Origin of the sequence: Bacillus infantis, assembly GCF_050107595.1 — a bacterium.
Classification (GTDB): domain Bacteria; phylum Bacillota; class Bacilli; order Bacillales; family Cytobacillaceae; genus Bacillus_AB; species Bacillus_AB infantis_C.
In genome coordinates this window covers 496,366-511,091 of sequence record NZ_JBNILH010000002.1, presented here as the reverse complement: position 1 = coordinate 511,091, position 14,726 = coordinate 496,366, and the positions used below count along the sequence as shown (strand labels likewise).

Here is a 14,726-nt window from a genome sequence, read left to right as displayed (position 1 = left end):
TTTTTACACAATAAAAAACACACAAAGAAAAATATACGGTAATAATTTTGGTTTGTAAATGGAATTTCTGCTAATTTCTTGTTAGTTCTTGTATTTTCTTGTAAAAAAATAGACACATTTGAAATACCTCCGTAAGAACCCGCTTAAACGCTTTTATCATAACTGAGCACAGGTGGTGATCATTTCCCCCATCCTGCGGCCTTTTTTCTTTCCCTTTCTTAGTAGTCCCAAAAAAAAAGAACCCGCACGTGTGCGGATTCTTTTAGTTTAGCTTGTTTTCAGTTTTTCCAGTTCAACGAGGAATTTATCGTTCAGGACTTTAATATATGTTCCCTTCATGCCAAGTGAACGCGATTCAATAACTCCTGCACTTTCCAGCTTTCTTAATGCGTTTACGATGACAGACCGCGTAATTCCGACTCTGTCGGCAATTTTTGAAGCAACAAGCAGGCCTTCTTTGCCGTTAAGCTCTTCAAAGATATGCTCGATCGCTTCCAGCTCGCTGTATGAAAGGGAGCTGATAGCCATTTGTACAACAGCCTTGCTGCGTGCCTCTTCTTCGATCTCCTCCGCTTTTTCACGCAGGATTTCCATACCGACAACTGTCGCACCGTATTCGCCAAGAATCAGATCATCGTCATGGAACTGCTCCTGAAGCCTTGCCAGGATCAGCGTACCTAGGCGCTCTCCGCCCCCGATGATTGGTACGATCGTTGTCAGACCGTTCTTGAACAGCTCCTTGTTTTCAACAGGGAATGCAGTATAATCGCTTTCTACATCAAGATTTGAAGACGTTTCCTGGATGTTGAACAGGCTCTTGGTGTATTCTTCAGGGAATTGACGGTCTTCAAGCATTTTTTTCATGCGCTCATTTTCGATCTGCTGGTTTACTGCAAAGCCAAGCAGCTTTCCGCGGCGGCTTACCACAAAGATATTCGCTTCGATCACTTCACTAAGCGTCTCGGACATTTCTTTGAAGTTTACCGGTTTTCCGGCAGCTTTCTGCAGCATTGCATTAATTTTTCTTGTTTTCGTTAATAAATCCATTGTTCTTCCTCCTATTGGCTGTGACACACTGCTTATTAAATGATACAACCTGTGTTCATCCCTAAGTGGCATTGGTACGTATGTGTTTGTTGTACCCTAACACCTTTTTGTTAAAACTATAAGATAAACTGGCTCAAGTCTTTATTGCGGGAGATGGCACCAAGTTTCTCCTCAACATATTGAGGGGTGATGGTCACCTTGCCCATTGAAATTTCCGGTGCTTCGAAAGACAGATCCTCAAGCAGCTTCTCAAGGATTGTATGAAGTCTTCTTGCGCCGATGTTGTCTGTATTCTGATTAACCTCGTATGCCACTTCAGCGATTCTACGAATAGCATCGTCAGAAAATTCAATTTGTATACCTTCTGTTTCCAATAATGCAGTATATTGTTTTGTCAGGGCATTATCAGGCTCAACCAGGATTTTATAAAAATCTTCTACTGTCAGCTTTGTGAGCTCTACCCGGATCGGGAACCTTCCCTGAAGCTCCGGGATCAAGTCAGACGGCTTGGCGATATGGAATGCCCCTGCTGCCATGAAAAGGACATGATCTGTTTTGACAGAGCCGTATTTCGTAACGACCGTTGAGCCTTCAACAATAGGAAGGATATCACGCTGTACGCCTTCCCTTGATACATCGGCATTTGATCCCCCGCTTGATTTGCTGGCGATCTTATCAATTTCGTCAATGAAAATGATGCCGCTCTGCTCTGCCCTGAAGACAGCCTCCTGGGTCACTTCATCCATATCGATAAGCTTCTGGGCTTCTTCATTTGAAAGGACTTTACGCGCTTCCCGGACAGTCAGCTTGCGCTTCTTCCTTTTCTTTGGCATAAGTCCGCTCAGCGCATCCTGCATATTCATGCCCATCTGCTCCATCCCGGAGCCTTGAAGCATATCAAACATGGACGGCTGCTGCTCTTCTACCTCGACGGTAATCAATTCATTTTCAAGCTCGCCCATAGCGAGTTTTTCCCTGGCGATCTTCCGTTTTTCTGTAAGGCTGTAATCCTCCGCTGGTTCATTTTCCTGATCCTGCTGGCCGCCTCCGCCGCCAAACAGCATTTCCAGCGGATTTTTGTAGGAAGCAGCTTTTTTGCCTGAAGGGACGAGCATATCTACAATACGGCGGTTCGCATTCTCTTCTGCCCTCTCTTTCACGCTTTGCATTTTTTCTTCCTTCACAAGGCGGACCGATGTCTCCACCAGATCACGCACCATTGACTCTACATCACGGCCGACATAGCCGACCTCTGTAAATTTCGTGGCTTCGACCTTTACAAACGGAGCACCGACAAGCTTAGCCATCCTGCGGGCAATTTCCGTCTTCCCTACACCGGTGGGGCCGATCATAAGGATATTTTTCGGGCTGATTTCATCGCGGATAGCTTCCTCGAGCAGGCCGCGGCGGTAGCGGTTCCTTAAAGCAACTGCCACTGCTTTCTTTGCATCTTTCTGTCCAATGATATATTGGTCAAGCCGTTCAACAATTTGTCTGGGTGTTAAATTAGTACTTAAGCTCATATTCAGCACTCCTTTTTATTAGCCGGCCAAGACAATCAAGCCTGTGGCGTCAGCCTCAAATTTCAGGCGCCTGTCCCGCGGACTGAATATCCGCTGCAGGAGAGCAGCCTTCTACAGCTCTTCCACTATTATATTTTCGTTCGTATATACACAGATTTCAGCTGCCACCTCAAGCGATGACCTGGCGATTTCCTTTGCTGTCAGGTGTTCCCCCGCATATTTTTTCAGGGACCTTCCAGCAGCCAGCGCATAATTGCCGCCTGAACCGATTGCCAATATCCCGTCATCAGGTTCAATCACTTCCCCTGTACCGGAAATGAGAAGAAGATCGGATTCGTTCATGACGATAAGCATGGCTTCAAGCTTTCTCAGGACCTTATCGCTTCTCCACTCTTTCGCAAGCTCAACGGCCGCCCTCTGCAGGTTGCCATTATACTCCTCAAGCCTGCTTTCAAACAACTCGAACAGGGTGAATGCATCCGCAACCGATCCTGCGAAGCCTGCGATCACTTTTCCGTTGAACAATTTCCTGACTTTTCTTGCTGTATGCTTCATGACGACGGCATTTCCGAATGTGACCTGGCCATCCCCTGCCATGGCGCACTTCCCGTTATGCTGTACGGCAAAAATAGTTGTAGCATGAAATTGAGACATTGATTATTCCTCCTTTTGGAGCTTATGCCCGCGGGTGGGTGTTCAAATAGGTCTTGCGCAAATATTCATTTGTAACATGTGTATATACCTGGGTGGATGAAAGGAAGGCATGCCCCAGGAGCTCCTGTACAGTCCTCATATCAGCACCGTTTGACAAAAGGTGCGTAGCAAAGGAGTGCCGAAGCATGTGCGGGTGAATAGTGCCTTCCAAAGAAGATTTCTGGATCATTTTATTTAATATTTCCCGGATGCCCCTCGGTGTCAGGGGACCGCCCCGGAAATTGACAAATAGTCTGTCGTGGCTTTCCCTGCCTGTTAAAAGTTCTTTCCTGCCTTCAGTTATGTATAGCTCCAGAGCATCCTGCGCGAAGCTTCCGAAAGGGATATATCTGTCCTTCTGCCCCTTCCCGTGCACAAGCACAGTCGATAAAGCCATATCGATGTCCTTCAGGCAGATCTGGCTGCATTCACTGACTCGCATGCCTGTGGCATACAGCAGTTCCAGGAGAGCCTTATTCCTTTTGCCAAGGGGGCTATCTGTTTCACAGCTTTCAAAAAGGCAGTTCAGCTCTTCTTCATAAAAAAATTCAGGCAGCCTTTTTTCCAGCTTCGGGAGCGAAACGGCAGAAAAAGGATTGTCATTTGCCAGTTTCTCTCTTGCCAGAAACCTATAGAAGCTCCTGAGACTGGATATTTTGCGGGCTGCCGATTTCCTGGAAAGCTTTTGGTCGTATAACTTGGTCAAATAAAGCCTGACATCAAAATATTCAACATCATTAACTGATTGAATGGCTTGTTCAGACATGAACAAGAAAAATTCTTTAATATCATGCTGGTAGTGTTCAATAGTATATTGTGAATAATTTCTTTCTATTTGTAAATATTCAATAAATGATTGTAACGAATCGTTCACATTTGGGCTCAAAATGATTCACCTCACAAGAGCTACTAAATAGTATCACAATTTAATAGCTCGTGCAATAAAATTTACATATTTTTCACAAAGTTCTGAATTGTTTCCAGTGCTCTGTTGGCATGCTGCTCATTGCGCTCCTGTTTGCCTTTGATCTTAACCGGCAGTTCAGGGAACAGGCCGAAATTGGCATTCATCGGCTGGAAGTTTTTAGAGTTCGTTGTCGTGATATATCTTGCCATGCTGCCGATGGCCGTTTCATGAGGGAATTCCAGGAGTTCTTTGCCCTCTGCCAGCCTCGCTGCGTTAATGCCTGCGATCAGGCCGCTTGCTGCTGATTCTACATATCCTTCCACACCTGTCATCTGCCCGGCAAAGAACAGGCCTTCACGGTTCCTGAATTGGTAAGTTGCCTCCAGCACTTTCGGCGAGTTGATGAAAGTGTTGCGGTGCATGACGCCATAGCGTACAATCTCTGCTTCTTCCAATCCCGGTATCAGCCTCAGCACTTCCTTTTGAGGGCCCCATTTCAGATGCGTTTGGAAACCTACTATATTATAAAGAGTTCCTGCCGCATCATCCTGCCTCAGCTGGACAACTGCATATGGGCGCTTGCCTGTCCGCGGGTCTTCCAGGCCTACAGGCTTCATCGGACCAAACAGCATGGTTTTCTTTCCCCTGTTTGCCATAACCTCGATCGGCATGCATCCTTCAAAGAAAATTTCCTTTTCGAATTCTTTCAATGGAACCGTCTCAGCACTGATGAGGGCGTTATAGAATGTTTCAAATTCTTCTTCCGTCATCGGGCAGTTGATATAAGCTGCTTCCCCTTTATCATATCTTGATTTAAGATATGCCTTTTCCATGTTGATGCTGTCTTTTTCAATGATCGGCGCTGCTGCATCATAAAAATATAAATGATCTTCGCCTGTCAGCTCCTTCAGCTGCTTGGACAATGATTCACTCGTCAGAGGACCGGTTGCAATGACAGTGATCCCCTCTGGAATTTCGGTCACCTCTTCATTCATTACAGTTACATTAGGATGGTTTCTGACCTGCTCTGTCACCCTGCCGGCAAACTCATGGCGGTCGACAGCCAAGGCTCCCCCAGCCGGTACAGCACATGCATCAGCAGACTGGATGATAACAGAGTCAAGCATCCTCATTTCCTCTTTCAGCACGCCGACTGCGTTTGTCAGATTATTGGCCCGCAGTGAATTGCTGCAGACAAGCTCGGCAAATTTATCAGTATGGTGGGCCGGGGTCTGTTTTACAGGCCTCATTTCATACAAATTTACCTTTATTCCCCTTTTGGCGATCTGCCAGGCTGCTTCACTTCCGGCGAGCCCTGCACCGATAACATTGATTACTGCTTCTTTCATTTTACGAACCTCCAGGTATTCTTATGAATAGTTAAACTGGTTTATTGATCCAGCTGGATTTCTTATCTCTTTCACAGGCCTGTCCAATCTTTAATTTTCTTCCCAAAATGGACGGCATTCATTCATATCCAATCTGCATTGTACAATACGTATGAAAAATAAAAAAGTTTCAAGGCTTACACTGCCGCATTTTTCAGCAAAACAGAAAAGAGTGAGCATAAAGCCCACCCTTAGCCTTGCTTTTCTTCCTTATAGTCACATTCGATGCATTGAACCTGTACGCCTTTTTTAAGCTTTTTCTCAACCAGGACATTATCGCATTTCGGACACTGTCTGGCAAGCGGCTTATCCCATGAGATGAATTCGCATTCCGGGAACCGGTCGCAGCCATAGAAGATGCGGCGTTTTTTGCTTTTTCTTTCTATTATATTCCCTTCCTTGCAGTTCGGGCATTTCACACCGATTTCTTTCACAATCGCTTTTGTGTTCCTGCACTCAGGGAAATTGGAGCAAGCCATAAATTTGCCGTAGCGGCCCATTTTAAAGACCATTTCGTGGCCGCATTTTTCACAATCTTCTCCTGCCGGCTCATCCTTGATTTCAACTTCCTGCATCTCTTTTTCAGCTATGGCGAGATGCTTTTCGAAGTCTTTATAAAATTCTTCTATAATGCTTTTCCAATTCTCTTTGCCATCTTCAACGTCATCCAGATCCTGCTCCATCTTGGCTGTAAACTCAACATCCAGTATTTCCGGGAAAAACTCCAGGATCAGTTCCAGGACTATTTCTCCCAGTTCTGTAGGAATGAAGCGTTTATTATCAAGCGCTACATAGCCGCGCTTCTGGATCGTGTCCAATGTCGGGGCAAAGGTTGATGGCCTTCCAATTCCGAGCTCCTCAAGCGTCTTGACGAGCCTTGCCTCTGTATAGCGCGGCGGCGGCTGAGTGAAATGCTGCTTCGGCTCGATATCCTTCTTTAAGACCTCGTCGCCTTCCTTCAAATCCGGAAGCATTTTATCCTTTTCCTCAGCCTGGTCGTCGCTGCCTTCGACGTAGACTTTCATAAAACCCGGGAATTTCACTTTAGAACCGGTTGCCCGGAAGACAACTTCCCCGTTCTTCAAGTCCACGCTCATTGTATCCATGATTGCTGATGCCATCTGGCTTGCCACAAATCTTTCCCATATCAGTTTATACAGGCGGAGCTGGTCCCTTGATAAAAACTCTTTAAGACTTGCCGGCTCGCGCAGGGTGCTTGTCGGCCTGATGGCTTCGTGCGCATCCTGTGCATTGGATTTCTTCGTTTCTTTTTTCTTCTCCCCAGGAAGATAATCCTTGCCATAAGACTCTGTGATGTATCCTGCCGCTTCGGTTTGTGCGATTTCAGATATCCGGGTCGAGTCTGTCCTCATATAGGTGATGAGACCGACTGTCCCTTCTGATCCAAGGTCAATACCTTCGTACAGCTGCTGGGCAAGCATCATCGTCTTCTTGGCCCTGAAGTTTAATTTCCTGGCTGCCTCCTGCTGAAGGGAAGATGTTGTGAAGGGAGCAGCCGGATTCCGTTTCCGTTCCTTTTTCGAGACGGAGGCAACAGTGAACTTGTTCCCCTTCATCATACCAAGGATCTCTTTTACATCCTGCTCTGATTTCAAATCCGTCTTCTTTCCCTGCGCACTGTAGAAGGACGCTTCGAACACGGACTTTCCTTTCAGGAATTCACCATCAATCGACCAGTATTCTTCCGGGACAAATTCTTTGATTTCCTTTTCCCGGTCAATGATCAGCCGGACTGCCACTGACTGAACCCTTCCGGCGCTCAATCCTTTTTTCACTTTCTTCCATAATAACGGGCTTATATTATAGCCTACGAGCCTGTCCAGGATCCTGCGCGCCTGCTGGGCATCCACCAGATCCATATTTATCGGCCGCGGAGTTTTAAAAGATTCTTTGATGGCATCCTTTGTGATTTCATTGAAAACCACACGGCAGTCAGAATGGACATCCATGTCCAGGCTGTGCGCCAAATGCCAGGCAATGGCTTCCCCTTCGCGATCCGGGTCAGCCGCGAGATAGATTTTCTTGGCTTTCTTTGCAGCTGTTTTAAGCTCTTTTAATACAGGGCCCTTGCCGCGTATGGTGATGTATTTTGGTTCAAAACGGTTTTCAACATCTACGCCCATCTGGCTTTTCGGGAGATCCCTTATATGCCCCATGGATGCTCTTACTTTATATTTTTTTCCCAGGTATCTTTCAATTGTCTTCGCCTTCGCCGGCGACTCTACGATTACTAAATAATCTGCCATTAAACATCCTCCTTAAGAGGGATAAGATTGGCCGCCTGCTGTCTTTTGTGTACGGGCGGCGCTGGAATTATTTTATTTTTTGACTGATATTCTGCAGAAGCTCAGCAGCTGCAGATTTCTTTTTTATATATTTTTTATCCTGCAATCCTGCAGGGGCGAAATATTCCATTATTATTGTCCATGCTGCCATTGGTTGTCAAATCTCTGAAAGCAGCATATTGAATGCCAAATATGACTGGCGGGACACGCAAACGGTTTCAACCTGTTTCGCAGCCTTTGCATTGCGTCTGTTGCACAATGTATAACAGATTTTAAATAATTTCAACCTTTTTGACATAAATTTTCTAATTTCAGACTTTTTCATCGAAAATGGACTGTGATGAATTATACAATTCAAAAGCATACTTTTATGCCTTTTTCTAAGAAATTCTTTGTTCAAGAAAACGGCTTTTTTCTTAAAAATTCATTTCTTCAAGGATTTCACTTGCATTCGCAATCAGCTTTGCTCCCTGCTGAATCAATTCATTCGTGCCTGCGGAAGCAGGGCTGAATATGCTTCCCGGCAAGGCAAACACATCCCTTCCCTCATTGACGGCATAGTTTGCCGTAATCAGCGAGCCGCTCTTGCTTTTTGCTTCTATTATAAAGGTCCCTTGTGAAAGCCCGCTGATGATTCTGTTCCTCATTGGGAACTGCCATCTGTCCGGCCTCACATCAGGCGGATATTCAGAAATGACAAGCTGATCCTCCATCATCCTTTTGGCCAGCTGTTCATTGGATTTTGGGTAAATATGGTGAAGGCCGCCAGCAATGACACCGATTGTCCGGCCACCGAGAGAAATAGCTGCTTCATGCGCCTCGGCATCCACTCCGGCTGCCAGTCCGCTTACGACGAGCACGCCCTTTTCCATCAGCCCTGGAAAAACTTTTTTGATAGCGCTTCTTCCGTATCCTGTTATCTGCCTGGAGCCCACGACAGCAAGCTTTGGATCTATATGCAAAAAGCGGATGTCACCTTTTGCATATATGACCCAGGGAGGCTGATAAATTTCCTTAAGAAGCGGGGGATATTCCGGGTCAAATATGGTGATAGAGTGAATCCCATTTTTCTCGTATTGTCTGATTCTCTCTACCGTTTTCTCCAGGCTGCTTTTATTCGGGAATAGAAGTTTATGGTCTGCTGAAAGAGGGGTTTTCATGTGGGGATCTTTCTTTAGGTAATGATAAATGCTGCTCCAGGAACTTGTGTGGTGGAGGGAGATAAATTTAAGCTTGAATTCGTCCATTTGGGGACCTCCTGATAGGATTTTTATTGGGTGGGGAGTTAGAAGAAGGAGAAATAGTCCCCTTGAAGCAAGGGGACCGAAAAAACTAATCTATAGGTTTAGTGCGTTTTGCATTCGTCGTAAAGGCCTTTTTCTTTCAGGACCTTAATCAGGGTTTCACCCATTACGGACGGAGTGTCAGCAACCTGGATTCCGCATTCGTTCATAACACGGATTTTTTCATCAGCAGTTCCTTTTCCTCCTGAGATGATGGCGCCGGCATGGCCCATACGCTTCCCTGGAGGTGCTGTACGGCCACCGATAAAGCCGACTACAGGCTTCGTCATATTAGCTTTTACCCATTCAGCCGCTTCTTCTTCAGCCGTTCCGCCGATTTCACCGATCATGATGACCGCTTTTGTTTCCGGATCTTCATTGAATGCTTTTAAAACATCGATGAAGTTTGTTCCGTTGACCGGGTCTCCGCCGATGCCTACTGCAGTGGACTGGCCGATTCCAGCCTGTGTAAGCTGATGAACAGCTTCATAAGTCAGTGTACCGGAGCGGGACACTACGCCAACATGCCCTTTTGTATGGATATATCCTGGCATGATCCCGATTTTGCACTCATCAGGCGTAATGACGCCAGGGCAGTTAGGGCCGACCAGGCGGGTCTTCTTGCCTTCCATATAACGCTTCACTTTAACCATATCAAGAACAGGAATATGCTCTGTAATACAGATGGCCAGGTCAAGCTCTGCATCAACCGCCTCAAGGATGGCATCTGCAGCAAAAGCAGCAGGAACATAAATAACAGAGGCAGTAGCACCTGTTTCTTTAACAGCTTCCTGAACTGTATTGAATACAGGTACTCCTTCCACTTCCATGCCGCCCTTGCCTGGAGTTGTGCCCCCGACGATTTGTGTGCCGTATTCCAGCATCTGCTTTGTATGGAAAAGGGCAGTTGAACCTGTAATCCCTTGAACTATTACTTTTGTATCTTTATTAATGAATACACTCACGTCAAATTCCCCTTTCTTAACCTACTAGTGAAACGATTTTTTCTGCCCCGTCACTCATGGAATCCGCTGCGATAATATCAATATCGGATTCTGCGAGAATCTTTTTGCCAAGGTCTACGTTCGTGCCTTCAAGGCGTACAACAAGCGGCACTTTCAGGCCAACCTGCTTTGCAGCCTCAACAACGCCTTCTGCAATAACATCGCATTTCATGATGCCGCCGAAGATGTTGACAAAGATTCCTTTTACATTCGGATCAGAAAGGATGATTTTGAATGCTTCCGTTACTTTCTCTGCTGTTGCACCGCCCCCAACATCAAGGAAGTTGGCAGGGTCGCCGCCGTAATGCTTGACAATATCCATCGTCGCCATTGCCAGGCCTGCACCGTTGACCATGCATCCGATGTTTCCATCAAGGGAAATGTAGCTGAGGTCATACTTTGAAGCTTCGATTTCTTTTGGATCTTCTTCTTCCAAATCGCGGTACTCAAGAATATCTTTTTGGCGGTAAAGCGCATTTGAATCGAAATTCAATTTTGCATCAAGCGCCATTACCTTACCGTCGCCAGTGACAACAAGCGGATTGATTTCTGCAATAGAGCAGTCCTTCTCAATATAAGCATTATAAAGCGCGAGCATGAACTTTGCTGCCTGGTTGACAAGCTTGCCCGGAATATTGATATTGAAAGCGATGCGGCGCGCCTGGAAAGCTGTCAGGCCGATGACCGGATCGATTTCTTCCTTGAAAATCTTTTCTGGTGTTTTTTCAGCAACTTCTTCGATTTCTGTGCCGCCTTCTTCAGATGCCATCAGCACTACGCGGGAAGTTGCACGGTCAAGCACAAGGCCGACATAATATTCTTTCTGGATATCACAGCCTTCTTCAATAAGGAGGCGCTTTACTTCTTTCCCTTCAGGGCCTGTCTGGTGCGTGACCAATGTTTTCCCCAGGATTTCAGATGCATATGTACGTACTTCATCGAGGTTTTTCGCAACCTTGACGCCGCCCGCTTTTCCGCGTCCGCCGGCATGGATCTGCGCTTTAACTACAACTACCTCTGTGCCAAGTTCTTTGGCTGCTTCTACTGCTTCTTCTACTGTAAAAGCGACCTTTCCATTCGGAACCGTTACCCCGTATTTTCTGAGGACTTCTTTTCCCTGGTACTCATGAATATTCATTTCCCATCCTCCTATCAAACTCTTCAAAAAATAGACTGCGCTTTCATTTTATAAAATGAGTCCAACCTTGTCTACAATTATGACTAAAATATTATATTTCTTTAAAAATTTGAAAATTTGTATCTATAAAAATCCCTGTAAATTAAAGCGTTTTCATATTTTGGATTAATAAATTATTTTTGCAGCATAGAAATATATTTAAGAAATGATGATCATTCACCGCTCTGGTCCGGTCTTTACCGCCGCTCTCTAAGAGAAAATATTGGACTTTGAAAAGCGCTCTTCCCACAGGATGACTTTAACTGCCCAAAACGGGGAGGACAGGCTATGATCCCTGTCCCCTGCTGTGCTCTCCTGCCCGGCGGTCAGCTTTATAAACAAAGGCGAAAATTTCGGCCACTGCCTGGTACAGCTCCTCAGGGATATTTTCATTTATGTTCAGCTTTCCCAGCAATTCGACCAGCGACGGATCTTCCTGGATGGGAATATTATGCTCTTTCGCTTTTTCAAGGATATTCTCGGCTGTCAGCCCTTTGCCCTTTGCCGTAATCTTCGGGGCATCATGCCCTTCTTTATAAGATAGGGCGACCGCTTCCTTCCTGATGTTCCGGTCATTCTGTTTCATATCTTAATATCAACTCCGCTGTATTTCCCTGAATCGGACAATGGCCGGTATTGAGCCGGACCTTTCGAATTCGCATGGATCCCGCCGCTTTCTTCAAAGACTACCGAAGAAAGCCGGTAATCCAGGCCTTCCAGCCCTTCTTTCAGACCGCCTATAAAAGGGGCTGCCCATTCCCTGATCCGGCTGTCCCCGTTAAAGACCTTTATCTGCACGATCCTGTTCTGGACCTGTACATCGACTGCCGTTTCCTTTAAATGGTCTAAGTCCAGGTAGAAAATGACTCGGCAATAGGCAGGATCGATCTGCCCATCAGACAGCTTCCTTCCGCTCCACTGCATGGTCATTTCCGCTGTCCTGTTCCACAGCGGGACAGGCAGCTGGAATATATACTGCTGCAGCGGCCCTGTTTCTTGAGCCAATAGCTGGTTTCCTGTCAATTTATTCAGCAGCTGTTCTGCTGCCTCTTTGTGCTGGATGGAAGGACCTTCCTCCAGGAACTGCAAAAGCATCATTTTAAGTGTTTCATTCTTTAAGCCGCTTTCATCCCCGCCCGACAGGAAGCTGAGCACTGCATGATCATGGGAATAGCCAAGGCTTTTAAGTATGTGCGTTAGCCTTGATTGCAGCAGTCCGTCCCCGGCTCCGGCAGCCGCGGCTGTTTTTGCCGAGATTTCGCCCAGCAGCGCCTGCCTGGCGTCCATACTCTGATCTCCTTGCTCTTCTGGGTTCCCTTCAGATAATAGCCTGATGTTTTCGGACACCTTTTCAAGTTCAGGCATTTGCGGATGCAAAATCCGCAGAAGCTGAATGGCTTCTGCCGGCTTCATGCCTCTGCTGGCAAGCGCGGAAAAAAGCTGTTCCTTCCATGCTCCCGCAGTTTGTTCCGGCTGCAGAGAAGCTGGAGCAGGGCGGCCTGCAGGCTGGTTTTCTCCATTCGAATTTGATAATGAGACATTCTGTGCAGTTTTCGCCCCCTCCGTCCCCTCTCCTGCCCCCGTAAAGGATAAAGGCATATTCCCCTTCAATCTGCCGGCAAAAGCCTTAAAGAGGTCTTCCAGGGAGCCTGCCGGCCTGCCAGCCTGTCCGCCGGCTAGAAGAATCCGCTGAAGAAGGTCAGGCTCCTTCAGCCCTTTTGGCAGGGCGCCGGCTGCCTCCAGCAGGTGCCTTGCCCCTTCGGCCCGCTTCCCGTCCTGGCTGCCCAGCCATTCTTTCACTAAGAAGGCGAGTGATTCTTCCCCCCGCTTCATCTTCAATGAAGCACCAAGGTCTGCTGCTATATGGAGAAGCGCTTTTCCTGAAGTGCTAATACCAGGCTGTTCCAGCAGGTCCACAAGCTCTGTGAGAAGGGCTTGGATGGGCTTCCCCCCCTGTGCAGCCATCAAAGAATCCAAAACCTTGCCTGAAACCGGCAGCTGTCTTGCCAGGGCCTGCTTGATTGCTTCAAGCTGATTCTCTGAAGGACGGCTGCCGCCGAGCCATTCTGCAATCGCGGACAAGCCCTCTTTTGTAATCGGCAGCTGCTCTTTTACCAAAAAAGAGACCAAATCAATATTCGTCTTGGCGGCTGCAATTGCCAGCTTATTAAGCAATACTTCTTCAGCGTTCATTCCCTTTTGTGCTTCAGCACCAGGTAGAAGCTTCAGCCGCGGAGCCCCATCCCCCGGCAGGACCTGCAGCCAGTACCGCTCATTTACAGACAATGCTGTTTCAAGCTGCGCTATCACCTTCTGCCCTCCAATTAAGACCTCTGCTGTCTGATTGGGATGAAGCTTGATGACCTTTGCGCTTACAATTTGCCCGGGGTTCAAGGCAAGCGGCTTAGGACCGCCGCTGTTTCTGTTCTGCAGTATTGAACCGACAATATTCAGCGGATCCATTCCTCTTCACCTCTAATACATGCCCTTGATCGGGGCAAAGCTTTTTCGATGCTCATTGACGATCCCGTGCTTTTCAATTGCCTCAAGATGCTGCCGGGTGCCGTAGCCCATATTCCGGCCGAAGCCGTAGTGAGGATACAGTTCGTCAAGTTCCTTCATATACCGGTCCCTCGTTACCTTGGCTATAACAGATGCGGCAGCGATCGTCACACTTTTACTGTCGCCTTTTATGACTGCCTCTGCAGGATAGGGGACATCCAGATCGACCGCATCTGTCAATAAATAATCCGGTGTGCTGCCCATATCTGCCAAGGCCAGAAGCATTGCTTTCCTGGAAGCTTGAAGAATGTTAATCCGGTCGATTTCCCCCGCCCCGATCCGGCCCACTCCGACAGCAGCGGCGCCGGACATGATTTCTTTATAAAACTCTTCCCTCTTTGCTTCAGACAGCTTCTTGGAGTCATCAAGGCCCGGAAGATAGAAACCTTCCGGCAATATGACTGCTGCTGCGATAACAGGGCCGGCCAGCGGCCCTCTGCCAGCTTCATCCGTACCTGCGATGATTGTCCATCCGCTTTTCTTCAGCCTTCGTTCGTATACAGTCATTTCCTGGTACCGGCCGTAAAGCCTGGCCTCCTCGGCCCTTTGTCTGTCCCATCTCGCGAGCAGCTGCTGTACCCCTTTGCGTTCATCCGATTTAAGCTCTCCCAAGAATGGGTCTTTGTTGTCTTTCAGGTCCTTCAGCTTCTCGCTGATTTCACTGATTGTAAGCTGTTTCATTCCATCCACCCTTATGCCGTTATGTAGAAGGAAGGGCCAGTCGCCATGCCAGGGCCCTTCCGGATATATATCAAAAAATAAAGGCCCCATGCAGAGGCCTTTATTCATTGCTGCTATTTTATTTTAACATTTTTAAAACAGTATTGCGGACAAAA

Annotated in this window: 12 protein-coding genes; all 12 read right to left on the bottom strand. The window is 47.1% G+C overall.

Annotated features, from left to right (window positions below):
• Positions 1-267: 267 nt before the first annotated feature.
• Positions 268-1,047 carry a GTP-sensing pleiotropic transcriptional regulator CodY gene (gene codY, locus ACQCVH_RS05785; protein ID WP_148975396.1) on the bottom strand — a complete coding sequence of 260 codons (780 nt, stop codon included), beginning with the start codon at positions 1,045-1,047 and terminating at the stop codon, positions 268-270.
• Between the two features lie 116 nt (positions 1,048-1,163).
• Entirely contained in the window at positions 1,164-2,570 is a 1,407-nt protein-coding gene (hslU, locus tag ACQCVH_RS05780; RefSeq protein ID WP_009795910.1) for an ATP-dependent protease ATPase subunit HslU, read from the bottom strand.
• A gap of 111 nt (positions 2,571-2,681) precedes the next feature.
• Positions 2,682-3,224, bottom strand: coding sequence for an ATP-dependent protease subunit HslV (gene hslV, locus ACQCVH_RS05775; protein ID WP_009795911.1), 543 nt, complete (start codon positions 3,222-3,224; stop codon positions 2,682-2,684).
• 22 nt (positions 3,225-3,246) lie between these two features.
• Positions 3,247-4,149 (bottom strand): tyrosine recombinase XerC, encoded by a 903-nt coding sequence (gene xerC / locus ACQCVH_RS05770; RefSeq protein WP_426834831.1) that lies wholly within the window; start codon positions 4,147-4,149, stop codon positions 3,247-3,249.
• A 62-nt stretch (positions 4,150-4,211) separates the two neighbouring features.
• Positions 4,212-5,519 (bottom strand): FADH(2)-oxidizing methylenetetrahydrofolate--tRNA-(uracil(54)-C(5))-methyltransferase TrmFO, encoded by a 1,308-nt coding sequence (gene trmFO / locus ACQCVH_RS05765; RefSeq protein WP_257990607.1) that lies wholly within the window; start codon positions 5,517-5,519, stop codon positions 4,212-4,214.
• Between the two features lie 230 nt (positions 5,520-5,749).
• The gene (gene topA, locus ACQCVH_RS05760; protein ID WP_426834830.1) at positions 5,750-7,825 is read right to left on the bottom strand and encodes a type I DNA topoisomerase; all 2,076 of its coding nucleotides are present in this window, start codon (positions 7,823-7,825) and stop codon (positions 5,750-5,752) included.
• 455 nt (positions 7,826-8,280) lie between these two features.
• Complete coding sequence (gene dprA, locus ACQCVH_RS05755; protein ID WP_426834829.1) at positions 8,281-9,111, bottom strand: DNA-processing protein DprA; 831 nt, start codon at positions 9,109-9,111, stop codon at positions 8,281-8,283.
• A 98-nt stretch (positions 9,112-9,209) separates the two neighbouring features.
• Positions 9,210-10,112, bottom strand: coding sequence for a succinate--CoA ligase subunit alpha (gene sucD, locus ACQCVH_RS05750; RefSeq protein WP_224903421.1), 903 nt, complete (start codon positions 10,110-10,112; stop codon positions 9,210-9,212).
• 16 nt (positions 10,113-10,128) lie between these two features.
• Complete coding sequence (sucC, locus tag ACQCVH_RS05745) at positions 10,129-11,289, bottom strand: ADP-forming succinate--CoA ligase subunit beta (RefSeq protein WP_009795918.1); 1,161 nt, start codon at positions 11,287-11,289, stop codon at positions 10,129-10,131.
• 325 nt (positions 11,290-11,614) lie between these two features.
• Positions 11,615-11,914: an EscU/YscU/HrcU family type III secretion system export apparatus switch protein gene (locus tag ACQCVH_RS05740; protein ID WP_426834828.1), complete on the bottom strand. Its 300-nt coding sequence runs from the start codon at positions 11,912-11,914 to the stop codon at positions 11,615-11,617.
• Entirely contained in the window at positions 11,911-13,791 is a 1,881-nt protein-coding gene (locus tag ACQCVH_RS05735) for a hypothetical protein (protein ID WP_426834827.1), read from the bottom strand. The genes ACQCVH_RS05740 and ACQCVH_RS05735 overlap by 4 nt, the downstream gene beginning before the upstream one ends.
• A 12-nt stretch (positions 13,792-13,803) precedes the next feature.
• Positions 13,804-14,571: a ribonuclease HII gene (locus tag ACQCVH_RS05730; protein WP_426834826.1), complete on the bottom strand. Its 768-nt coding sequence runs from the start codon at positions 14,569-14,571 to the stop codon at positions 13,804-13,806.
• Positions 14,572-14,726: the final 155 nt, after the last annotated feature.

Coding starts and splice junctions, on each gene's coding strand:
- codY (WP_148975396.1), bottom strand. CDS start 1,047: ATGGATTTATTAACGAAAACAAGAAAAATTAATGCAATGCTGCAGAAA.
- hslU (WP_009795910.1), bottom strand. CDS start 2,570: ATGAGCTTAAGTACTAATTTAACACCCAGACAAATTGTTGAACGGCTT.
- hslV (WP_009795911.1), bottom strand. CDS start 3,224: ATGTCTCAATTTCATGCTACAACTATTTTTGCCGTACAGCATAACGGG.
- trmFO (WP_257990607.1), bottom strand. CDS start 5,519: ATGAAAGAAGCAGTAATCAATGTTATCGGTGCAGGGCTCGCCGGAAGT.
- topA (WP_426834830.1), bottom strand. CDS start 7,825: ATGGCAGATTATTTAGTAATCGTAGAGTCGCCGGCGAAGGCGAAGACA.
- dprA (WP_426834829.1), bottom strand. CDS start 9,111: ATGGACGAATTCAAGCTTAAATTTATCTCCCTCCACCACACAAGTTCC.
- sucC (WP_009795918.1), bottom strand. CDS start 11,289: ATGAATATTCATGAGTACCAGGGAAAAGAAGTCCTCAGAAAATACGGG.
- ACQCVH_RS05740 (WP_426834828.1), bottom strand. CDS start 11,914: ATGAAACAGAATGACCGGAACATCAGGAAGGAAGCGGTCGCCCTATCT.
- ACQCVH_RS05735 (WP_426834827.1), bottom strand. CDS start 13,791: ATGGATCCGCTGAATATTGTCGGTTCAATACTGCAGAACAGAAACAGC.
- ACQCVH_RS05730 (WP_426834826.1), bottom strand. CDS start 14,571: ATGAAACAGCTTACAATCAGTGAAATCAGCGAGAAGCTGAAGGACCTG.